Origin of the sequence: Georgenia ruanii, from assembly GCF_009193175.1 — a bacterium.
Classification (GTDB): Bacteria; Actinomycetota; Actinomycetes; order Actinomycetales; family Actinomycetaceae; genus Georgenia; species Georgenia ruanii.
In genome coordinates, this window is the sequence record NZ_VUKE01000009.1 from 1 (window position 1) to 21492 (window position 21492).

Sequence of the window (21492 nt, forward strand, 5' to 3'; positions counted from 1 at the left end):
GCCAGCACCGCGACGTCCCCGGCGGCCAGGTTCATCCCCTTGGCCCCGGTCGGGGGGACGGTGTGGCCGGCGTCGCCGGCGAGGAAGAGCCGCCCATGCTGCAGCGGCTCGCACACGTAAGAGCGCATGGGGATGACGGTCTTGTCGACGATCGGCCCGCGGGTGAGCGCGAACCCGGGGGCGGCGGTGCACGCCTCGAGCTGGTCCCAGATGCGCGCGTCGGACCAGTTGTCCGGGCTGTCGGTGGGGTCGCACTGGAAGTACATCCGCTGGGTGGTCGCGGTGCGCTGGGAGATCAGCGCGAAGCCGTGGTCGGAGGCGGCGTAGATCAGCTCCGGCGCGCTCGGCGGCGCCTCGACGAGGATCCCGAACCAGTCGAAGGGGTACTCGCGGAAGTGGTCGGTGCGCACCGCCTCCGGGATGGCCCACTTGGCGATCCCGCGCGAGCCGTCACAGCCCGCGACGAAGTCGCACACCACCCGGACGGGGGCGCCGTCGGCGTCGGTGAAGGTGATCGACGGCGCCTGGCTCGTCAGGTCGTGCAGGGCCACGTCGGCGACCTCGAACCGCACGTCCAGGCCCCTCGCGGCGGCGCCGTCGACCAGGTCGGTGAAGACCTCCTGCTGGGGGTAGAGCTGCACCGCCCGCCCGACCAGGTCGGCGAAGTCGACGCGCCGCGCCTCCCCGGCCACCCGCAGCTCGATGCCGTGGTGGGCGTACCCCTCGGCCCGCATCCGGGCGTCCAGGCCCAGCGCCGCCATGAGGTCCACCGTGCCCTGCTCGAGGATCCCCGCCCGGTGCGTGGCGGCGATCTCCACCCGCGAGCGCCGCTCCAGCACCACCGAGTCGATTCCGGCGACGGCCAGCAGGTGCGCCAGCCACAGCCCGGCCGGCCCGGCGCCGACGATCCCGACCTGGGTGGGGACGATCCGTTCGCTCATTCCTCGTTCCTCTCCATCGGTGCGAGAGCCAGCGCGCGCCGTTCGGGACTCCGGCCGATCGCGGCGACGGCGCCCAGGGCGGCCGCCATCGCCCGTCCCGCCTCGGTGTGCAGGTGCTCGTGGGTCCGGGCGCTGACGAGGCGCAGCGCCTCCTCGGCGTCGAGGCCGAACCAGCGCTGCACGGTGGTCAGCCCGTGCGGGGTGATCCGCCAGAGCTTGTCGGCGTCCTTGACGCAGGCGTCGTTGACGGAGATCGCCTCGCGGCGGCTGTCGTGGCCGTCGATGATCGCGGCGATCTCCTCGACGTCGTCGGCGTCGTGGCCCAGCTCGGTGAGGATCTCCCGGGCGATGCGCGCGCCGGCGACCTCGTGGGCGCGCACCAGCTCCGGCCGCCGCGCCTGCGGGGCGATGGCCTCGAGCACGTCGTCCTCGGGCACGGTGGACCAGCCGGTGTCGTGCAGCAGGATCGCCGGCAGCACCACCTCGGCGCGGGCCTCCGGCGTCCGCGCGAGCAGCGCCGTCGCCAGGCCGTAGGAGTACAGGGTGTGCACGTCGTTGTCGCGCACGTGCAGGTAGGCGGCGGCGCGCTCCCACACCGCCCGGTCCCGGCCGGTCAGCTCGACCAGGCCCGGCACTGCGGAGCGCGGCGGGACGAGGTGGGCGACGTCGCGGCCCAGCAGCGAGGTGCGCGGCGCCGCTTCGCTGTGCAACCGGCTCATCGGGCCACCCGCCGGTGCACGGACTGCGGGGAGAGGTAGGCGTGCAGCCCCTCCAGGCCGTACTCGACGCCGAGGCCGGAGTCGCCGCGCCCGCCGAAGGGGGCGCTGTGGTTGGAGGCGAAGAAGTTCAGCCCGATGGAGCCGGTGTCGACCCGCCGGGCCACCCGGTAGGCGTGCTCGGCGTCGGCGGAGAAGACGATGCCGCCGAGGCCGAAGGCGGTGTCGTTGGCCAGCGCCACGGCCTCGTCCTCGCTCTCGTAGCGCAGCACGGCGAGCACGGGCCCGAAGATCTCCTCGCGGGCGATGCGCATGCCGGGGGTGACGTCGGCGAAGACGGTGGGCTGGACGTAGTACCCGCGGTCGGCCTCGGCGGCAGCCCCGCCGGTGGTGGCGCGGGCACCCTCGGCGTGGCCGGCGGCGAGGTACTCGAGCACCGTGTCGTACTGGGCGCGGGTGGCCACGGGCCCGAAGACGGTGCGCACGTCGAGCGGGTCGCCCAGCGGCGCGGCGGCCACGGTGGCGGTGATCGCGTCGACGACCTCGCCGTACCGGGCGGCGGGCACCAGCAGCCGGGTGGAGATGTAGCAGGTCTGACCGGTGTTGCGCAGGCACGAGCGGATGAGCGCCCGCGACATCTCCTCGAGGTCGACGTCGGGCAGCACGATGCCGGCCGACTTCCCGCCGAGCTCGAGGGTCACCGGGCGCAGCAGCTCCCCGCAGGCGGCGGCGATGCGCCGCCCGACCGGGGTGGAACCGGTGAAGGCCACCTTCGCCACGTGCGGGTGGCGCACGAGCGCGTCGCCCACGGCGCCGCCGCCGGTGACGAGGTTGACCACCCCGGCCGGCACCCCGGCGGCGGCGACGGCGTCGAGGACCAGCCGGATCGACAGCGGGGTGGGCGAGGCGGGCTTGATGACCACCGTGCACCCGGCGAGCAGCGCGGGCGCGAGCTTGATGACCACGAGGTTGATGGGGAAGTTCCACGGCGCGATGAGCGCGCAGACCCCGACCGGGTCCCAGCCGACCACGGTCTCCCCGGCCCCGTTGGGGAACGGGCGCACGTCCGGGGTCTCCAGGTGCTCGGCGAGGGTGGCGAAGTAGCGCAGGATGCCGGCGGCGTTGGCCGCCGCGCCGGACGTCTCGGCCAGCGGCGAGCCGTTCTCCCGGGTGTTCGTCCAGGCGAGCGGCTGCGCCCGGCGCTCGACCTCCTCGGCGATGCGCCGCAGGTAGGCCGCCCGCTCCGACGGCGCGGTGGCGGCCCAGCCGGGCAGGGCGCGGCGGGCCGCGGCGACGGCGCGCTCGACGTCCTCGCCGGTGGCGTCGGGGACGGCACCCCATGCCTCCTCGGTGGCGGGGTCGACGACGGCGATGCGGCCGGTGCCGGTCGAGGGCGCCCAGGCGCCGTCGACGAAGTGGTCGTCCTGGTAGGTGTAGGGCAGGTCGAGGGTGGCCCGGTCGAGGCCCGAGCCGGCGGGCGGTGCGGCGGCCGCGCCCGGTGCCGGCTGCGTCGCGCTCATCGCAGCACCCCCGTCTTGAGCAGCGCCCGGGACCGGGCCAGGTCGGCGACCGCCATGGTGTGGGCCGCCTCGGTGAGCAGCTCGGGCAGGATCTCCACCTCGAGCCGGTCGGCGTAGGCGGCCGGGTCGAGCCCGAACCAGCCGGCTGCCACCGCGATGCCGGCGTGGTCGAAGCGCCACAGCCGGTCGGCGTCGCGCACCAGGGAGTCCTCGAGCGACCGGGAGTCGGGCCGGGTGTCGTGCCCGTCGATGATGGCCACCACCCGCTCGACGAACTCGTCGTCGTAGCCCAGCGGGGGCAGCACCTCCCGGGCGATGAGGCAGCCCTGGCGCTCGTGCTCGAACCGGATCTGCGCCTTGCGCCAGTCCCCGGAGAACCCCTCGGCGAAGATGCGGGCCTCGTCCACCCGGCCCCAGCCGGTGTCGTGCAGCAGGATCGCCACGCGCACCACGAGCGCGTCGGCCTCGGGGTGGACGGCGCACAGCCGCTCGGCGTAGGCCAGCGAGATCGGCAGGTGCACGTCGTTGCTGCGGGCCCGGGTCTCGGGGATGACCGCGCGCCAGATGTCGTCGAGGTCGGTCCCGGCCGCGGGCGTGCAGACGATGGGCGAGGTGTCCACGGGCAGGTCGGTGGTCAGGCGGGTGACGGACGGTGCAGGCATGGGCTCTTCCTCGGTGTCGGGCGGGCCGGGCGGCGCGGCGGTCAGAGCGGCCGGGCCAGGCCCTTGAGCGGGACGGCGGCGTCGGCGGCGAGGTCGGCGGGGATCGTCGTGCCCTGCGCGAGGGCGTTCTTGACGGCCATGAAATCCAGGGGGTGGTTCACGCAGTCGGCGGCGATGAGCCGGCCGGCGCGGTAGTACAGCACGGAGAACTTCCCGCGGGCGTCGTCGCGGCGCACCACGGTGGCGTCGTGGCCGAGGGACAGCCCGGCGATCTGGAGCTTGAGGTCGCCCTGGTTGGACCAGAACCACGGGATGCCGGCGTACTCCTCGCGCCGGCCCACCAGGGAGTAGGCGGCGACCTTGGCCTGCTCGACGGCGTTGTTGACGCTCTCGAGCCGCAGCCGCTCCCCGGCCGGGGCGCCGGGCACCGGGTTGGGCAGGTTGGCGCAGTCGCCCACCGCCACGGTGGCGCCGTCGGAGGCGCGGGCGTAGCGGTCGACGACGATCCCGTTATCGACGGCCAGGCCCATCTGCTCGGCGAGCTCGGTGTTCGGCACGACGCCGATGCCCACGAGCGCGATCTGCGCGGGGACGACCTCCCCATCAGCGAGCTCGACGCCGGTGAGGCGTCCGCCGTCGCCGGCCGCGCCGTCGCCGACGAACCGGGTGACGTGGGCGCCGAGGCGGATGTCCAGCCCGGCGGCGCGGTGGGCGCGCAGGAAGTACGCGGAGGTCTCCTTCCCCACCGCCCGGCCCACCAGCCGCGGGCCGGCCTCGAGCACGGTGACCCGCTTGCCCAGCGCGTGGGCGCTGCGGGCCGCCTCGAGCCCGATGAACCCGCCGCCGATGACGACGACGTCGCTCGCCTCGGGCATCGCGGCCTTGAGGGCCAGGGCGTCGTCGGCGTTGCGCAGGTAGAGCACCCCGGCGAGGCCGGCGCCGTCGACCTCCAGGCGCCGGGCCCGGGCGCCGACGGCGAGCGCGAGCCGGTCGAAGGCGAACGCCCGGCCGGAGGCGGCGTGGGCGGTGCCCGAGCCGTCCGCGCGGCGCTCGACCCGCTCGATCCGCTGGCCCTTGACCAGGTCGACGCGATGCTCGTCCCAGTACTCCTGGCTGCGGAAGATCAGCGACTCCTTGCCGACCTTGTCCTGCAGGAACTCCTTGGACAGCGCCGGGCGCTGGTAGGGCCGGTGGTTCTCCTCGCCCAGGAGGGTGATGGGCTCGTCGAAGCCGAGGGCGCGGAGGGACGCGACGAGCTGGACCCCGGCCTGGCTGGCGCCGACGATGAGCAGTCCGGTCATCTCACACCTGCGTCTCGGGCGTGGTCACGCGCAGGTCGCAGCCGTCCTTGAGGCGCAGCTGGCAGGACAGGCGGGAGTTGTCCTCCCGGTCCACGGCGGTGCCGTAGAGCATCTCGTCCTCCATCTCGCTCATGGGGTCGAGCCGGTCGAGGTCGTCCTCGTCCACGAACACGTGACAGGTGGCGCACGAGAGCGACCCGCCGCACTCGGCGACGATGCCCGGGACGCCGTTGCGCACGGCGGTCTCCATGACGGAGTCGCCGACGTTGCCCTCGACGACGCGGGTGGCGCCGTCGTGCTCGGTGTAGGTGATCTGCGGCATGGGTTCCTCCTAGATGAACTGGCGGCCGCCGTCGACCACGAGGGTCTGACCGCTGATGTACGAGCTGTCCGGCCCGGCGAGGAAGCGGGCGGCGCCGACGATGTCCTCCGGCTGGGAGGGCCGCTTGAGGGCGGCGCGGTCGACGCCGTAGCTGGCGGCGTCCTCCATCAGCGCGTAGCTGGCCTCGGTCAGGGTGAAGCCCGGGGCGATGGCGTTGACGCGGATACCGCGGCGGCCCAGCTCCTTGGCCATGACCCGGGTCAGCGCGATGACCCCGCCCTTGGAGGCGACGTAGTGCATCCACTGCTCCGAGCCGCTCAGGACGGTCGCCGAGGAGATGTTGACGATCGCGCCACCCTCGCGCAGGTGGGGGCTGCACGCCCGGGCGCACAGCCATGGGCCCTTGAGGTTGACCGCCATGACCCGGTCCCACTCGGCCGGGTCGATCTCCTCGAAGGGGCTGCGGGTGATGCCGGCGTAGATGGCGGCGTTGTTGACCAGGACGTCGATCCCGCCGCCGCCGAAGGCGGCCACCTGCGTGGCCATGGCCTCGGTGGACTCGAGGGAGGTGACGTCGACCGCGACGGCGAGGGCCTGGGCGCCGCGCTCGCGCACGAGGGCGGCGGTCTCCTCGGCGCCGGCGGCGTTGACGTCCGCCACCGCCACGCGGGCGCCGGGGTCGGCGAACCCGAGCGCGAATGCGCGCCCGAGCCCGCCGGCCCCGCCGGTGATGAGCACCGTCCGGGTCACTGCACCGCCCCGCCCAGCGCCGGCGCCGGCGCCTCCTGCCCCGCCGCGTCGAGGATGGTCACCGTGCCGGCGTTGCCGTCCACCCGGAGCCGCTGGCCGGTGCGGATGGTCGTCGATGCGGAGCCAGTGCCGGTGACGGCCGGCAGGCCGTACTCGCGGCACACGATGGCGGCGTGGCTCATCATGCCGCCGATGTCGGTGACGGTGGCGCGGATCTTCCCGAAGATCGGACCCCAGCTCGGTGCCGTCACCGTCGCGACGAGGATCTCACCCTCCTGGACCTCGGCGAGCTGGTCGGCGTCGTGGACGACCCGGGCGACGCCCTCGACCACCCCGGGGGAGGCGGCCATGCCCCGCAGGCCGGAGAAGTCGTCGTCCTCGCCGGCGCCGAGCCACTGCTGGACCTGCTCGGTGGTGATGCCCCAGAGCATGCGGGTGAACGGCTCGGTGATGGAGGCCGGCGGGGTGTTGAGCGCCGGGGCCGGCCGGGCGGTCTTGAGGGCCTCGACGATCGCGCGGCGCCGCTCGATCTCCGCCGGCCAGTAGACCGGGCCGATGGGGCCGCGCGGGGCGCCGACGCCCCACCCGGTGACGAGGTCGAAGAGGACGTCCCGGACCTCGTTGCGGCCGAGGTAGAGCAGGTCGTCCGGCTCGGTCCAGAAGCCCTCGGCGTGGAGCATGCGGCTCAGCTCGCGGACCTTGCGCCAGAAGACTCCCATCGTCCAGTGCTCGATGTAGAAGTTGTGGTTCTCCACGTAGGGGTACGCGGTGGCCGCGAGCTGGCGCTTGGCGTCGAAGGCCGCCTGCGTCTCGCCGTCGAGCAGGTCGCGGTACTCCGCGACGATGCGCTCCTTCTCCGCGACCAGCTCGTCCTTGGGCCGCAGGATCTGCTGGCCCTCGTCGAGGCGGCGGATGTAGTCGGCGATGTAGCCGAGCGGGATCTCCTGGTGCTCGTTCCAGTACTTGTCGTGTCCGTAGAAGCCGTTGCCGACGGTGAAGTTGAACCAGGGGTCCTGGGCCTGCTCGTACCTGGCGATCCACTTCTTCCCGCCGGGCGCGGCCGCGACGGCAGCCAGGGTGGCGGCGACGTCGTCGGTGTTGGCGAACCCGTCCTGCAGGCCGAGCTCGACGGCGAGAGTGGCGAGCTCCTTGAGCTCGTCGTCGGGGCGGAAGAGCTCCATGTCCACGCCCTGGACCATGGTGGCGATCGCCTGGTCGGGGATACCCGGGAACGCCTCCTTGCAGAAGTTGAAGAAGTCCAGGTACGCGATGTAGCCGAGGTTGAGGAACTCGAAGTGGTACTGCCAGTTCTGGTAGCACAGCTGGATGAGCCGGTCATAGCTCTCGAGGAGCTTCTCGCTGCCGTCCTTCGCCTTGCCGGAGGTGATGTCCTCCAGTGGGACGACGTCGGGCAGGCTCGTGAACTGGAGGGTCTCCATCTCGTCGATGGTCGCCCGCACCTTCTGCTTCCACTGCTCGAGCAGTCGTTCCCAGTTCTGGAAGTAGTAGCCCACGCGCTCCTCGAAAAGGGGCACGCGTGCGGCGATCTGGTCCTCCGGCACCGGGATCGGCGACATGTAGAGGTAGCCCAGGTGCACGCGGAACTCGATGCCGTTGGCGTTGGGGATCATGAGGTGGCGGGCGTTGTACTGGCCCAGGCACTTCACGGCGAACTCCCCGCCGATGGTCTCGAACGGCTTGAACACCGTCGGCCAGTGCTGGCTGTCGCAGAACCAGAACTTCTCGTCCTCGTCCTTCTTCAGGGCGTCCTGGAAGACGAGGTAGTAGGGGTAGATCTGTTCCCAGCCCTCGGCGCCCGGGGGCGTGGGGAGGGCGAAGGGGCTGGGGAACGACTTTCTGGCCATGACTCACCTTTCGAGCTGCGTCGGTGCAGCAATGGGGGGCGGCGACGTCGTCGCGGGGGGCGGGTGATGGGTGCTGCGGTGCTGCGTTGGGAGGGACGGGTGGCGCGGTGCTGCGTTGGGAGGGACGGGTGGTGCGGTGCTGCGTCGGGACAAGCCGGTGGTGCGGTTGGCCTACTTGCCGGCTGCGGCGAGCAGGCTGCTGGTGATGCCGGCGATGCCCAGCGCGGTCGCGGCGGCCGCCCTGGGCTTCTCCTCGCTCCTGCGGGCCGACCACACCGTCTCGGGGCGGGACTGCAGGAGGAGGAGGTTCTCGCCGTCGGGCAGGTCGGCGTCCAGGGCCCACTCGATGTCCTGGGGGCACCCGTAGTGCTTCTCGGCCCGCTTGGCCATGGCGGCCACCGCCCGCACCTCGGCGTCGGTGAGGCTGCGGCGTGCCCGGCGCTCGGCGTCGACCTCGCGCTCCACGAGCGAGCGGGTGGCCGGGTCCGGCACGAGCTCGGCATGCTTGTCGCCGCGGGTCTCGGCGACGACCGTGAGCATGACCTTGTCGACGCGGATGTTGTCCGGGGTGACCTGCCCCGACACCACCATCTCGCCGAGGCCGTAGGAGGCGTCGATGACGATCTTCGACCGGTCGCCGTTGGCGGGGTCCACGGTCATGGCCACGCCGGAGGCGCGGGCGTTGACCATCTTCTGCACGGCGACGGCGATGGACAGGCCCTCGTCGGGCACACCGTTGCGCAGCCGGTAGGTGATCGCCCGGCTCGTGTACAGCGACGCCCAGCACTGGCGGATGTGGTCGGCGACCTCCCGCCACCCGGTCAGCCACAGGTAGGTGTCCTGCTGGCCGGCGAAGCTGGCCTCGGGCAGGTCCTCGGCGGTGGCCGAGGAGCGCACCGCGACGGGCACCTCGCCGCCGCAGCGGGCCATGAGCTCGTCATAGGCGGCGCGGGCCTCCTGCCGCAGCGGCTCGGGGATAGGCCGCGAGCAGATCTCCTCGCGGATGCGGGCGGAGACGGCGTCGACGTGGGCGACGTCGTCGGCGTCCAGGCCGGCGAGCAGGTCGCGGATGTCCTCGGCGATGCCGGCCGCGGCGAGGAAGGCGTCGTACAGGGCGGTGGTGACGGCGAAGCCGGGCGGGACGGGCATGCCGGCCGCCGTCATCGACACCAGCGAGGCGCACTTGCCGCCGAGCAGGTCGTGCTCGGGGGCCAGGCCGGCGTCGAAGAACTGGATGCAGGTGGTCATGTCAGGCCTCCCAGGTGACAGGGACGGCGACGGGGACCCGGAAGGAGAGGTTCTCCCGGAAGTCGATGCCGTCGGGGTCGGCGAGGGTCAGGTGCGGGGCCTTGGCGGCCACCTCCTCGAGGACGATCCGCGCCTGGAGCTTGGCGAGCATGTTGCCCAGGCAGTAGTGGATGCCGAAGCCGAAGGACAGGTGCTCGCGGGCGTTGGGGCGGTCGACGTCGAAGGTCTCCGCGTCGGCGAAGCGTGCCTCGTCGCGGTTGGCCGAACCCATGAGCAGCAGGACGTTCGCCCCGGCCGGGATGTCGACGCCGCCGATGCGTGCGTCCTTGAGGGCCTTGCGCCGCCAGCCGACGATCGACGGGCTGTAGCGCAGCACCTCCTCCACCGCCGCCTTGATCTTCTTGGGCTCGTCGACGAGTGCCTGCCACTGGTCCTTGTGCGCCAGCAGCACCCGCAGGGAGTTGGCGATGAGCGTCGTCGTCGTCTCGTGGCCGGCGAAGAGCAGGCTGTAGGCGATCGAGGCGATCTCGTGGTCGGTGATCTCGGCGCCGGACTGCTGGTCGCGGACGAGGTCGGCGATGAGGTTGTCCCCGCCCTGCTCGTGGGCGCGGGCCACCAGGGCCAGGCACTCCTGCCAGTACTCGACGAGGTTGTGCGCGTGCGGGACCTGCTCCTCGTCGCTGAGGTCGCCCCAGGTCATCGCGGCACGGGAGTCCGACCACCGCTTGTAGGTGTCGATCTGGGAGACGTCGGCGCCGAGCAGCGTGAGGATCGTGATGGTGGGGATGTCGTAGGCGAGGTCGCGCACCAGGTCGGCGCGGCGCTCGGGCCGGTCGAGCATCCGGTCGAGCAGGTCGTCGACGTTCTGGCGGATGAACGGCTCGAGCACCTTGTACCGGCGCGGGGTGAACTCGCGCTGGACGATCTCCCGGATGCGGGTGTGCTCCGGGGGGATGCGGGCGGACAGGCCCGAGTAGGCGGTGAAACCGCCCTCGGCCATGATCTGCTTCGCCTGCGGGCCGCGCTCGCGCACCGGGGCCTGGGCGTTCTCGCTGCTGAAGGTCTCCCAGTCGGCGAAGACCGCCTTGATGTCGTCGTAGCGGGTGACCACCCAGTAGCCGATCCGCTCGTCGAACATCACCGGCTCCTCGGCGCGCAGCCGGGCGTAGGCCGGGAAGGGGTCGTGCTGGTCGAACGGGACGTACCCGTGGTGGTCGACGGGACAGCCGGAGGGCTGCGCCGTCACGTCCTGCGTCGTTGCCATGTCCGCTCCATCGCTGATCTCGAACGTGGGGTCCATACAAGCCGCCCGTCGCGCGGGAGCCAAGGCGACGCTTCTACTCAGTGGAAGCCGGGTGAGTCTGGGCCGGGGCGCCGGGTGGTGGCTCGGCCGCGGCGCCGGCCGCCCGCCTGCCCGCGGTCCCGGCGGCCGGCCGGAAGGTCGACAGGATCGTCGAGAGCGCGAACGGGGCGGTGACCCGCTCGATCTCCGCGGCCGCGCCGCGCAGGGCGGGCAGGTAGCGGGTCATCGACGGCGCCTGCGCGGCGGCGACGACCAGGCCCAGCCCGGCGCCCACGCGGCCCTCGCGGTGGAACACCGGCACGGCGATCGAGCAGGACCCGACCCGCGCCTCCTGCTCGGTGACGGCGTAGCCCTGCCGGGCGATCTGCTCGAGCTCGGCGCGCAGCCGCGCGGGGTTCACCCGGGTCGCGGGCGTGAGGGACTCCAGATCGCGCAGCAGATAGGTGTCGCGGAACCACGGCTCCTCGTAGGCGAGCAGCACCTTCCCGACGGCGGAGACGTGCAGCGGCAGCCGGCCGCCGACCCGGGCCGCCCGGGGCACCCGCTTGGAGCTGTAGATCCGGTCGACGTAGAGGACGTCGGGTCCGGAGCGGATCGCCAGGTGCGTGGTCTCCTGGGTGACGCCGAACAGGTCCTGGAGGATCGGCCGCGCCCGCTCGCGCATCTGCCGGCCGGCGTGCTGCCCCAGCTCCCACAGCCGCATGCCGACCCGGTAGTCGCCACCCGGGTCGCGGTTGAGGGCGCCCCACTCCTCCAGCTCCCCCACCAGCCGGTGCACCGTGCTCAGCGGCAGGTCGCTGCGCGCGGCGATGTCGCTGAGGGACAGGGCGTTCGGGCCGGTCTCGAACGCCGCGAGGATGGCGAGGACCTTGGAGGTCACGCTCTGCCCGGGCGTGCGCGCACCTCCCGCCACCCTGCCCCCTCACGTTCCCCGGGCGCCCGAGTGCGCCGTCGCCCGGCCAGGCTAACCGGTGAGGACGCGGCGGCGTCCGGGCTCACCACCGTCACGCGGCCGGCTCCGCCCGGCGCCTGGAGAACGCGGCCGCTCGCCTCGCCTGGGGGATGGCCGGAGGCCGGGGTCGGCGCGCACCATGGAGGCATGGACGCTTCGGCGACCGCGCAGCGTCGCGCCACCCCCGAGGAACGATCACGCGCGGGCGAGCTGGCCCGCACCCGGGTCCCGCCGGCCTCCCACGCCGAGCTCCCCACCGAGGACCGGGACCCCGTGGGGGTGCTCGCCGCCCAGATGCCCTCCCGGCTGCCGGACCTCGTGCCCATCCGGCACGCCCGCATGCTCGCCTCCCCGTTCGCGTTCTACCGGGGCGGCGCCGCGGTCATGGCCGCCGACCTGGTGCGGACGCCGGCCTCCGGCTTCACCGCCCAGCTGTGCGGCGACGCGCACCTGGTCAACTTCGGCATGTTCGCCTCGCCCGAGCGCCGGCTGCTGTTCGACATCAACGACTTCGACGAGACCTTCCCCGGCCCCTGGGAGTGGGACGTCAAGCGGCTCACGGCCAGCATCGTCGTCGCCGGGCGGGAGAACGGCTTCTCGGCCAAGGAGGTCCGCCGGGCCGCGATGGCGACCGTGCGCGGCTACCGGGATGCGATGGCCGAGTTCGCCGAGCTCGGCAACCTCGAGGTCTGGTACGCCCGGGTGGACGTCGCCCAGCAGCGCGAACAGGTGGCCGACGGGCTCGGCAAGCGCGCCGGCAAGCGGGTGGACAAGGCCATCGCGCGCGCCCGCGGGCGCGACCACCGGCACGTGCTCGCCAAGCTCACGGAGGTGGTCGACGGTGGGCGCCGGATCGTCGACGCCCCGCCCCTGGTGGTCCGGCTCTCGAGCCTCGAGCCCGAGGTGCAGGCGGACGAGATCGCCGCCCAGGTGCAGAGCCTGGTCCGGAGCTACGCCCAGTCGCTGGAGCCGGGCTACCGCGAGCTGATGGACTCGTACACGTTCGTGGACATGGCCCGGAAGGTCGTCGGCGTCGGCAGCGTGGGCACCCGCTGCTGGATCGTGCTCCTGCAGGGCCGCGACGGCAACGACCCGCTCTTCCTCCAGATCAAGGAGGCCCAGCAGTCGGTGCTCGCGGCCCACCTCGACCCCATCACCGAGCGCCACGAGGGCCGCCGCGTGGTCGCCGGCCAGCGGATCATGCAGGCCGCCGGCGACGTGTTCCTGGGCTTCGACCGCACCGTCGGGCTCGACGGCAGGACGCGCGACTTCTACGTCCGGCAGCTCAACGACTGGAAGGGGTCGCTGGAGGTCGAGAAGATGGTGCCCGAGGGCATGCGGCTGTACGGGCGGCTGTGCGCCTGGACGCTGGCCCGGGCCCACGCCCGCTCCGGCGACCGCATCGCCATCGCCGCCTACCTGGGCGACGGCGACGAGTTCGCCGCGGCGGTGACCGACTTCGCCACCGCCTACACCGACCTCAACGCGCGGGACTTTGCCGCCTTCGGTGATGCCGTCGCAGCCGGGCGGCTCCCGGCCGCCGGGCCCGCCGTCGCCGCCTAGCGCGGCGGCTGGTCCCGGTGGCGCGCCCGCGTCGCCGTGCCCGCCGTCCCCGGCCGCGACGGCACCGGCCCGTCGACGGAGCGGGGGTTGACGGGGCCGTTGCCTGCGCCACGGGCTCAGGTGAGCAGCGCCGCCGGGTTGTCCCGCACCAGGCGATGCAGGGTCTCCTCGGGGACGCCGCGCTGGCGCAGCATCGCGAGGAACACGGTCGGCACGAACGCGAACCCGTTGCCGCCGTGCTGGGTCCACATCTGCTTGAGGAACAGGTCGTGGCTCAGCAGCAGCTGCCCGGCGTAGCCGGCCTCGACGAGAGCGGCGACGGCGTCGGCGGTCTGCGGCGCCGTCGGGGAGACGCCTTCCTGGGGGAAGGTGATGTCCAGGCCGATCATGTCGAACTCGAGCGACACCCCCCGGTCGAGCAGGGCGCGCTGGTAGTCCGGGTCGTCGCCCGAGGGGTCGGAGTGCGCCAGGGAGACCTTGGCCGGGTCGACCCCGACCTCGTGGAGCACGATGTCGAGGATCTCGTGGGCGTAGCGCTCCCAGCCGGGCAGGTGGATGTTCAGCGCGACGGAGGGGTGGTCCAGCTGCGCCGTGGCCGCCGCCCGCAGCGAGGCCCTCTCGCCGTCCGTGAAGGACGGCGAGATGCCGATCTCCCCGATCATCCCGGGCCGGATGCCGGTCTCCCCCACGCCGTGGGTGAGCTCGTCGGAGATCGCCTGCGCCTGCTGGTCGACGCTGCGGGCGGTGATGGCCTCCCCCTCGAACTTCTCGAGGTAGGCCCCGGTCGACATCACGACGTTGAGCCCGGTGCGTTCGGCGACCGCCCGCAGCCGCTCGGGGTTGCGCCCGATGGCCGGCGTGCCGGTCGCGTCGACCACCGTGCGCCCGCTCACCCGGGCGAACGCCTCGATCTCCGCGACGACGGCGTCGACCGGCTTGTCCGCCATGTTGTCGGCGCAGCAGTAGGGGTCCTGCCGCAGCGCCCACTGGTGGGCGGCGCTGACCGGCCGGCCGACGAGGACGGCGGAGAAGTCGTAGGACGGCTCGTCCACCACCCCGGAGAGGTCGTTGAACAGGTGCTCGTGCGGGAGCACGACGCCGAGGTCCTCGCGGGCCACCGGGCCGGTGACCGTCTGGACGTATCCGGTGCTCATGCGATCACTTCGCCTCCACGGCGGCCTCGGCGCGCCGGGACGGGATCATCGCGATCCCGGCGGCCACCAGGGCGACGAGCGTGCCGAGCAGGGTGACGGCGTGCACGACGTGCCCGGGCGCCGGGATCAGGGTGTCGATGAGGACCGAGCCGACCAGCTGGCCGGCGGTGGAGGCCAGGCCGAGCAGCAGCAGCCCGAGGCCGCGGACGAGCAGGGCCATCAGCGCGATGGACATCAGGCCGAGCGGGCCGCCGAGGTACATCCACCACGTCTCCGGCAGGGCGAAGTCGACGCCGGAGGTCAGGGCGCGGATGAGGTAGGCGACGAGCAGCGCGGTGAAGCCGACGAGGAAGTTCCACCCGATGGCGACGAACATCGAGCCGGTGGCCTTGGCGACGTTGGAGTTGCCGGCCGGCTGCCACCCGGCGAGCAGGCCGCCGACGAAGGGCAGGATGGCCAGGGCGATGACGTGGGGTGCCTGGAAGTTCGGGGAGATGACCAGGACCGTCGATACGACCGCGAGGAGCGCGCCGAGGATGCGGGGCGAGGACAGCGGCTGCCTGACCGCCACGCCGACGCCCAGCCGGTCGCACACGACGCCGGAGATGACCATGCCGGAGATCAGCGAGATCTGGAACGTTGCCACGCCCAGCCCGCCGACCGAGACCCCCTCGGACAGGACGATGACGGCGCCGCACAGGCCGGCGAGGAAGTTCGGCCAGGGGATGCGCCGCTCCCTAATGATCCGCGGGATGGCCAGGGCCTGCTCCCGGGTCGACTTCCGGGAGAAGACGATGACGAACATCAGCACCAGGCCGGTGCCGAAGGAGATGAGCGCGGCGGCGTGGCCGTCGCTGAGCCAGGTGCCCAGCCGCCCGTTCACGGCGGACTGCATCGGGCCGAGCGTGCCCGCCAGGACCGTGGCCAGGACGAGGAGGGCCGTGGCGGTGGTCTTCCGCTTCGGCGTGCTCCGCGGGGCCGGGGCGTCGGCGACCGCGGCGGCGACGTTCCCGCCATCGGGAACGTGGGACGACGGCGTACGGGTATGCGTCATTGCTTTCTACCTTTTCCCTAGTGATGAGACGGAAGCGCTACCTGGTGCCTGCGGTTTCCGGAATGTCGTCACGGCGGGGCGGCGAGTCCCGCGCCTCGTGACGGGTGGTGGTGACGGCGCCGGCCGACCGCTGCGTGCGCCGGGCCAGGATCGTCTCCGCGCTGCGCGGGATCGCCGCGACCTCGAGCCGCAGGTCGATGTCGATGCTGCCGACGACCACGACGTCGAGGGCCTGCCCGCTCGTGTCAGGCCGCGCTCTCGTCCTCGGCCGACAGGTCACCGGCGAGCCAGCGGACCGCCCGGTCGAACAGGACCGCGTAGCCCTCCCAGTCCATGAACTCCTGCGGCGCCCAGTGCGGGGAGATGTCCGAGGCGAAGGCGAGCGTGCGCCCCGCGCCGACCTGGCGCACCGCGAGCAGCGGAGAGTCCTCGATGGTGGCGAGCACCGTGGCGTCCTCGCGGGCCTCGAGCCGCTGGTAGCCGAGCAGGATGGGCCACTCCGCGTCGAGCCCGTCGGTGATCGGGTGGGCGACGCCGGTCAGCCGGCCACCGATGCCCTCGGGCGTCTCGACACGGTCGTCGTAGGGGGAGATCCGCACGGGCAGGACGTCCTCGACCGCGGTGCGGTGGTAGTTCGCCCGGCCCTGGAAGCCCTGGAAGCTGAGGTAGCCGCCGGCCATCGCCAGCGCGCCGCCGCCGCGCACCCACTCGGCGAGGAGCTTGAGGCGGTTGGGCGCCGGGCGCCCCTGGGCGAAGACCACCGGCGGCAGCAGGAGGGAGTTGGACCCGATGTCCGAGAGCAGGACGACGTCGTATGCGCCGAGCGCCTGGAGCGTGGACGGGAAGTCCTCCGCGACGTCGTGCGACTTCAGATGGGTCACGTCGTGCCCGGCGCCGCGCAGCGCCGCCAGCAGGACGGCGCACCCGATCTCCACCTGTGCGTGCGGGAAGGCGTCGTAGCCCTTGTAGTCCGTCGCCGCATTGACCCAGGACTCGCCCGCGAGAAGAACCCTCATCACCACTCCTTGCACCGTTGCGTTTTTGCGCATTCATTGCGCAACGTGTTGTGTGCGACACTATGAGACGCGGTCGTTCGTCGTCAAAACCGGAGGTTCCGGGCACGCTCGCCGCACGAAACGTTGGGCGCACCGATGGGAGTGGCGATGACGCTGACACAGGTGGCGCACGAGGCCGGGGTGTCCGTGTCGACGGTGTCCCGGTACCTGCGGGGCCAGCTGAAGGTTCAGGACAAGACGGCGCAACGCATTGACAACGCCGTGCGGGCGACGGGCTATCGGGTGGATCGAGGCACCCGGCGAGACGGCTTCATCGCCATGGTGGTGCCGGAGCTGACCAACCCGTTCTACACCTCACTGGCCGAGGAGTGCTCCACGCTGGCGGCCGAGGCGGGCTACTCGCTCCTCATCGCCGCCTCGGGGCGGCAGCACGCGCGGGAGAACGCCCTCAGCGCGCAGCTGTCGGGGACGGACAGCATCGTCGGGCTCATCTTCGCCGGGATGCACCGCACCAACGCCGAGCTTGAGCGCGCCATCGCCGGCGGCCTGCCGGTCGTCGTCATCGACGAGGAGGTCGACCTCGCCCCGAGCACGGCCGTCTCCACGGTCACCGTGGACAACTACGGCGGCGCGTACCAGGCCACGAGCTATCTGGCCACGCTGGGGCACCGGCGCATCGCGCACGTCGGCGGCCCCCCGGGGCTGCTCACCTCCGAGGACCGGCTCCGCGGCTATCGCGACGCGCTGGCCGCACACGGGCTGGACGCGGACGAGCACCTGGTGCTCCGCGGGCCCTACACCGAGGAGTACGGCGCGAGCGTCGTCCCCTACCTCACCCGGGCCGGTGCCCCGACGGCGGTGTTCGTCGGCAGCGACATCGTCGCGGTCGGCCTACTCAGCGGGGCCGAGCTCCAGGGGCTGCGGATCCCGGAGGACCTGTCCGTGGTCGGCTGCGACGGGATCCAGCTCGGCCAGTGGCTCCGGCCACGGCTGACCACCCTGGCCCAGCCCGTGCGGCCGCTGGCGCACGCGGCGCTGGAGGCCCTGGGCGGGGCGATCGACAGCCCGGGCGAGACCACCCGGCAGGTGCTGCCGCTCCAGCTGGTGGTCCGGGGCTCGGCGGTCGCGCCCCGGCCGGCGCCGCAGGCCTAGGCCCCCACCGGGGCCTCGAGGGCCGTCGCGAGAGCGTCCAGCGCGGCGACCCGGTCGGGCCCGGTGGGGGTAAGCACGACGCTGGTGGCGCCGGCGCGGTGGCGCGCGGCGATACCGGCGCGCACGCGCTCGCTCGTGCCGGCCAGGGACAGCTCGGCGACCCACTCGTCGGGGAGGCGGGCGGCGAACTCCTGCGCGCTGCCGGACGCGGCGCGCAGGGCGGCGAGGTCGTCGGCGAAGGGCAGCCCGGCCACGTGGGGGCGCCAGTCCGGCTCGCCGATCGGGGCGAGCGCGGGGCGCACCGTCGCCCAGGCGGCCTGGTCGGTCTCGGCGACGGCGGCGACGTCGTAGGTCACCACCTGCGGGGCCGGCCCGCCCGCGGGGGCGCCGGCGGCGAGGTGGCGCAGGGCGTCGGCGATATAGGTGGGGTGGGCGGGCTCGGCCAGGATGACGCCGTCGGCGACGGCCCCGGTCAGCTCGAGGGAGCGCGGCCCGCGCACACCGAGCAGCAGCGGCGGGACCTCGTCGGGGATCTCCTCGAGCGTGAGGTCGGCGGTGCGCACGTAGGTGCCTGCGGCGGCGGTGCGCCCGCGGAGCAGGTCGCGCAGCGCCTCGGTGTACTCCCGCAACAGGGTGAGCGGGCTGGCCGGCCACACGTCGACCTGCTTCATCCAGCCGGGCATGCCGTGCCCGAGCCCGACGGTGATCCGGCCGGGATGGAGCTGTTCGAGGGTCGCGACCTCCATGGCGGCGAAGGCGACGTTGCGCACGGCTGCGGGCAGGATGCCGATGCCCACGTGGATGCGCGAGGTCACGCCCAGCACGGCGGCGGTCTGCGCGATGCCGCCCCGGTAGCCGAGGTCCTCCACGACCCACAGCTCGTCGAAGCCGAGCTTCTCGGCCCGGACGGCGAAGTCCAGCAGCTGGCCGACGGGCAGGTCGCGGGGCAGCATCACTCCGACGCGTCCAAGGCGGCTGGTGTCAGTCATGGGGCGCTCCTTCGGGCATGGCGGGGCGCGGATCGCGCACGTGGCGACCCGCGGCGGGGAACAGGGCTTGGCCGCAGTCTGGCAGGCCGGCGGCGAGAACCGAGAGGACCACGGTCCCGGCGCGGCGGGCCGGGCGGGGCGGGCGAGGCAGCCCGGCGGGCGGCGCCGGCAACCTGGCCCCGGCTCGACGAAGAACGAACGACGCCCCCGCCGCGGCGGGGGCGTCGTCGGCTACGCGCGGATCAGGCGGGCTCGACCTCGAGCACGGGCAGCTTCTCGAGGCTCCGGGTCATGTTGCTCAGGTGGCGCACCGGTTCGCCGACGACGAACCGGCGCACCCGCCGGGTCAGCGCCTCGAGGACCGCGTGCGCCTGGAGCTTGGCGAGGCCCTGCCCCGCGCAGCCGTGCACGCCGTACCCGAAGGACAGGTGGTCGATCGGGTTCCGACGGACGTCGAAGGCGTCCGGGTTCTCGTAGTGGCGCGGGTCGCGGTTGCCGGAGCCGAAGAGGATCGCGGCCTGCACGCCGGCGGGGATGAGCGTGCCGTCGACCTCGACGTCCTCCTGGACGCGCCGGCCGAACGCGTGGACGGGCGCCTCGAGGCGCAGGACCTCGTTGAAGGCCGAGGGGATGAGCGACGGGTCCTGCCGGAGGAGCTCGTACTGGTCCGGGTGCGCGCCGAGCAGGGCGATCGCGTTGCCGATCGACGCGATCGTGGTGTCCGTCCCCGCCCCGACGTACTGGTGGACGATGTGCCCGCAGCTGTCGCGCGGGATGTCCCCGCGCTCGCCGGCGTCGAAGATGGCGCGTCCCATGGAGCCCGGGGTGAGGTCCTCGGCCTGCACCTGCAGCGACCACTGGAAGAGCTCGCCGGCGATCGGGAAGTTCTCGATGGTCCGCTGGTTCATCGGACCGAGCACGTTGAAGGCGGCGTCGGCCCAGCGGAACATGTTGGCCCGGGCCTCGCCCTGGACGCCGATGAGGTCGGAGACCACCTCCAGGGGCAGCGCGCGGGCGAGGTCCTCGATCGCGTCGAAGGACCCGCGCTCGACGAGGCGCGCCACGAGGGCGTCGGCCTTGGCGTCGATGTCGCCCTTGAGCTTGCGCAGCGCCCGCGGGGAGAGGTTCTCGGTGAGCGCGGCCCGCAGCGCCGTGTGGTCCGGCGGGTCGGTGGCGAGGCTGGTCCCGGTGAGCGCGTGATTCATGTCGTCGTTGAAGGCGACGGCGGTCGAGGAGAAGGTGGCCCAGTTGGCCAGCGCCTCACGGATGTGCTCGTAGCGCGTCAGCGCCCAGACGCCGTTCGTGGTGAGCTGGACCACGGCGGCCTGCTTGCGCAGCTGGGCGAAGTAGGGGTAGGGGTCGAGCAGGACCTCGTCGGCGAAGAGGTCGAGGTCGGACGTAGCCAGCGTTTCCACAGTCATAAGGCACCTCGGGGGTCGGAGGGCGCCCGCGTCGTCGCGGGTCGCCGGGGTGGGCAGGGTGTCGGGATCGGACAGGGTCAGGCGGCGGAGGTGGCCGCGGGGGCGGCGGCGCTCAGGCGGCGCAGCCGGGGCACCGGGATGCGGTAGTTGAGGGCGACGGCGGTGCCCGAGCCGTCGTCGTGGGCCCAGCGCAGCAGCGCCGCGCCGGCGGGGTCGCCGTCGACGACCTCCGGCGCGCCGGTCAGCGGCAGGAAGCCGCTGGCCTTGAGGGTGAGGCCGAACTGCTCGGTCCAGAAGTACGGCTGGAGGTCGAGCTCGGCGGCGTCGTCCCCGGCGAGCAGGCCCAGCGCCGCGATCTTGCTCTGCTCGATGGCGCTGGTCCACAGCGGCACACGGCCGACGCCGCGCCGGGTCAGGATCGTCGCCACGTCCCCTGCGGCGACGACGTCGGGCCGCACGCGCCCGCGGGTGTCGACGGCGAGCCGGCCCTCGGTCAGCAACCCGCTGGCGGCCAGCCACTCGAGGTTGGGGTCGTCGCCCACGGCGCTGACCGCGAGCTCGGCGTCGAGCGCCGACCCGTCGGCGAGCACCACCTGCGGGTGGCCGCCGGCGTCGCGCAGGCCGGTGGCGTGGGTGGGCGCGAGGCGCAGCCCCTGCCGTTCGGCGGCGCCGACGACGAGGTCGGACAGGTACGGACCGAGCTGCTGGGCGAGGGGACGGCCGTAGGAGACGAGGGTGACGTCGCAGCCGACGGCGAGGCAGCCGGAGGCGATCTCCATCCCGAGCGGTCCGCCGCCGACGACGGCGACGGTCGGCCGGCTCGCCAGGTGACCGCGCAGCGCCAGCGCGTCGTCGAGGCCGCGCAGGGTCAGCTCGCCGGCCAGGCCGGCCGGCCCCAGGCGCCGCGCCCGGGCGCCGCTGGCGATGACCAGGCCGTCGTACGGGACCTCGGTGCCGTCGTCGAGCGCCACGACCTTGCGGTCGGCGTCGAGCCCCGACGCGGCCACGCCGAGGAGCTCGGTCGCCTCGTGGGTGGGGGCGGGCAGCTGGTGGGAGGTCATGTCCTCGGCGTCGAGGAGCGCGGCCTTCGACAGCGCGGGCCGGCTGTACGGGGCGTGGCGCTCGGCGCCGACGACCGTCAGCTCGCCGTCGAACCCGGCGGCCCGCAGGGCGTCGCTCGCGGTGAGCGCGGCGATGCCGTTGCCGACGACGACGACGCGTCGCAGGTGGCGCGTCATCAGGCCAGCTTCAGCGCGGCGACCGGGCACACCCGGGCCGCGGCCTTCGCGGCGTCGGCGTCAGCGCCCTCGACGGTCTCGACGTCGATGACGAGCTCGCCGTCGTCGTCGAGGTGCATGAGGTGCGGCGCGGCCTCCTCGCAGAGGCCGTGCCCCTCGCAGCGCGGTCGGTCGAGGATGATCTTCATGGGTTGCCTCCCGGAACACTGGCGAGCCGCGACGTTGCTCGACTCGCTTTACGCAGCAGTGTGTGGGCTGACACAGTGTCAAGCAAATAACTTCCGTGCATTCCGACATGCAGGCGGCGAATATCCGTTCGGGAATC

The 21492-nt window shown here is 73.3% G+C and carries 21 protein-coding genes; 2 read left to right on the plus strand and 19 right to left on the minus strand.

Translation table 11 applies throughout. The features are described 5' to 3' along the window. From GD880_RS10005 to GD880_RS10055, 11 genes are all read right to left on the minus strand, one after another. Positions 1-941: 4-hydroxybenzoate 3-monooxygenase (locus GD880_RS10005; RefSeq protein ID WP_152231489.1), on the minus strand; the 941-nt coding region annotated here is incomplete at its 3' end. Next, positions 938-1660, minus strand: coding sequence for an HD domain-containing protein (locus GD880_RS10010; protein ID WP_152231490.1), 723 nt, complete (start codon positions 1658-1660; stop codon positions 938-940). The genes GD880_RS10010 and GD880_RS10005, both read right to left, overlap by 4 nt. After that, positions 1657-3177 carry an aldehyde dehydrogenase family protein gene (locus GD880_RS10015; RefSeq protein ID WP_152231491.1) on the minus strand — a complete coding sequence of 507 codons (1521 nt, stop codon included), beginning with the start codon at positions 3175-3177 and terminating at the stop codon, positions 1657-1659. The genes GD880_RS10010 and GD880_RS10015 overlap by 4 nt, the downstream gene beginning before the upstream one ends. Then, positions 3174-3839, minus strand: a complete 666-nt coding sequence (locus GD880_RS10020; protein WP_152231492.1) for an HD domain-containing protein — start codon at positions 3837-3839, stop codon at positions 3174-3176. Before GD880_RS10020 ends, GD880_RS10015 begins: the two co-directional genes overlap by 4 nt. 41 nt (positions 3840-3880) lie before the next feature. Continuing rightward, positions 3881-5140 (minus strand): NAD(P)/FAD-dependent oxidoreductase, encoded by a 1260-nt coding sequence (locus GD880_RS10025; RefSeq protein ID WP_152231493.1) that lies wholly within the window; start codon positions 5138-5140, stop codon positions 3881-3883. A gap of 1 nt (position 5141) precedes the next feature. After that, positions 5142-5462, minus strand: coding sequence for a 2Fe-2S iron-sulfur cluster-binding protein (locus tag GD880_RS10030; protein WP_152231494.1), 321 nt, complete (start codon positions 5460-5462; stop codon positions 5142-5144). Between the two features lie 9 nt (positions 5463-5471). Beyond that, positions 5472-6212, minus strand: coding sequence for an SDR family NAD(P)-dependent oxidoreductase (locus GD880_RS10035; RefSeq protein WP_152231495.1), 741 nt, complete (start codon positions 6210-6212; stop codon positions 5472-5474). Continuing rightward, positions 6209-8077, minus strand: a complete 1869-nt coding sequence (locus GD880_RS10040; RefSeq protein WP_152231496.1) for a PEP-utilizing enzyme — start codon at positions 8075-8077, stop codon at positions 6209-6211. The genes GD880_RS10035 and GD880_RS10040 overlap by 4 nt, the downstream gene beginning before the upstream one ends. A gap of 171 nt (positions 8078-8248) precedes the next feature. After that, positions 8249-9325, minus strand: a complete 1077-nt coding sequence (locus GD880_RS10045) for a PEP/pyruvate-binding domain-containing protein (protein WP_152231497.1) — start codon at positions 9323-9325, stop codon at positions 8249-8251. 1 nt (position 9326) lies between these two features. Continuing rightward, positions 9327-10589: a cytochrome P450 gene (locus GD880_RS10050; protein WP_152231498.1), complete on the minus strand. Its 1263-nt coding sequence runs from the start codon at positions 10587-10589 to the stop codon at positions 9327-9329. Between the two features lie 73 nt (positions 10590-10662). Further along, positions 10663-11508 (minus strand): IclR family transcriptional regulator, encoded by an 846-nt coding sequence (locus GD880_RS10055; RefSeq protein WP_226909547.1) that lies wholly within the window; start codon positions 11506-11508, stop codon positions 10663-10665. Positions 11509-11727: 219 nt separating this feature from the next. On the opposite strand from GD880_RS10055, the gene GD880_RS10060 reads away from it, so the two are divergent. Further along, positions 11728-13143, plus strand: a complete 1416-nt coding sequence (locus tag GD880_RS10060) for a DUF2252 domain-containing protein (RefSeq protein WP_152231500.1) — start codon at positions 11728-11730, stop codon at positions 13141-13143. A gap of 116 nt (positions 13144-13259) precedes the next feature. On the opposite strand, the gene GD880_RS10065 is transcribed toward GD880_RS10060, so the two are convergent. The 4 genes from GD880_RS10065 to GD880_RS10080 are packed head-to-tail and all read right to left on the minus strand — an operon-like array spanning position 13260 to position 16370. After that, positions 13260-14297 (minus strand): phosphotriesterase family protein, encoded by a 1038-nt coding sequence (locus tag GD880_RS10065; RefSeq protein ID WP_152231501.1) that lies wholly within the window; start codon positions 14295-14297, stop codon positions 13260-13262. A gap of 4 nt (positions 14298-14301) precedes the next feature. Next, positions 14302-15351 carry a DMT family transporter gene (locus GD880_RS10070; RefSeq protein ID WP_152231502.1) on the minus strand — a complete coding sequence of 350 codons (1050 nt, stop codon included), beginning with the start codon at positions 15349-15351 and terminating at the stop codon, positions 14302-14304. A 37-nt stretch (positions 15352-15388) separates the two neighbouring features. Then, positions 15389-15571 carry a hypothetical protein gene (locus tag GD880_RS10075; RefSeq protein ID WP_152231503.1) on the minus strand — a complete coding sequence of 61 codons (183 nt, stop codon included), beginning with the start codon at positions 15569-15571 and terminating at the stop codon, positions 15389-15391. Between the two features lie 25 nt (positions 15572-15596). Then, the gene (locus GD880_RS10080; protein ID WP_152231504.1) at positions 15597-16370 is read right to left on the minus strand and encodes a glutamine amidotransferase; all 774 of its coding nucleotides are present in this window, start codon (positions 16368-16370) and stop codon (positions 15597-15599) included. 144 nt (positions 16371-16514) lie between these two features. On the opposite strand from GD880_RS10080, the gene GD880_RS10085 reads away from it, so the two are divergent. Then, complete coding sequence (locus GD880_RS10085; protein WP_193314442.1) at positions 16515-17519, plus strand: LacI family DNA-binding transcriptional regulator; 1005 nt, start codon at positions 16515-16517, stop codon at positions 17517-17519. Here GD880_RS10085 and GD880_RS10090 read toward each other — a convergent pair. The 4 genes from GD880_RS10090 to GD880_RS10105 form a co-directional block, all read right to left on the minus strand. Continuing rightward, positions 17516-18508: an LLM class flavin-dependent oxidoreductase gene (locus tag GD880_RS10090; protein ID WP_152231506.1), complete on the minus strand. Its 993-nt coding sequence runs from the start codon at positions 18506-18508 to the stop codon at positions 17516-17518. The two genes, GD880_RS10085 and GD880_RS10090, sit on opposite strands and share 4 nt — an antisense overlap. Positions 18509-18750: 242 nt before the next feature. Continuing rightward, a complete protein-coding gene (locus GD880_RS10095) occupies positions 18751-19929 on the minus strand; it encodes a cytochrome P450 (RefSeq protein WP_152231507.1) in 1179 nt (392 codons plus the stop codon). A 77-nt stretch (positions 19930-20006) separates the two neighbouring features. Further along, the gene (locus tag GD880_RS10100) at positions 20007-21167 is read right to left on the minus strand and encodes an NAD(P)/FAD-dependent oxidoreductase (protein WP_152231508.1); all 1161 of its coding nucleotides are present in this window, start codon (positions 21165-21167) and stop codon (positions 20007-20009) included. Further along, positions 21167-21355 carry a ferredoxin gene (locus GD880_RS10105; RefSeq protein ID WP_152202284.1) on the minus strand — a complete coding sequence of 63 codons (189 nt, stop codon included), beginning with the start codon at positions 21353-21355 and terminating at the stop codon, positions 21167-21169. The genes GD880_RS10100 and GD880_RS10105 overlap by 1 nt, the downstream gene beginning before the upstream one ends. Between the last annotated feature and the right edge of the window lie 137 nt (positions 21356-21492).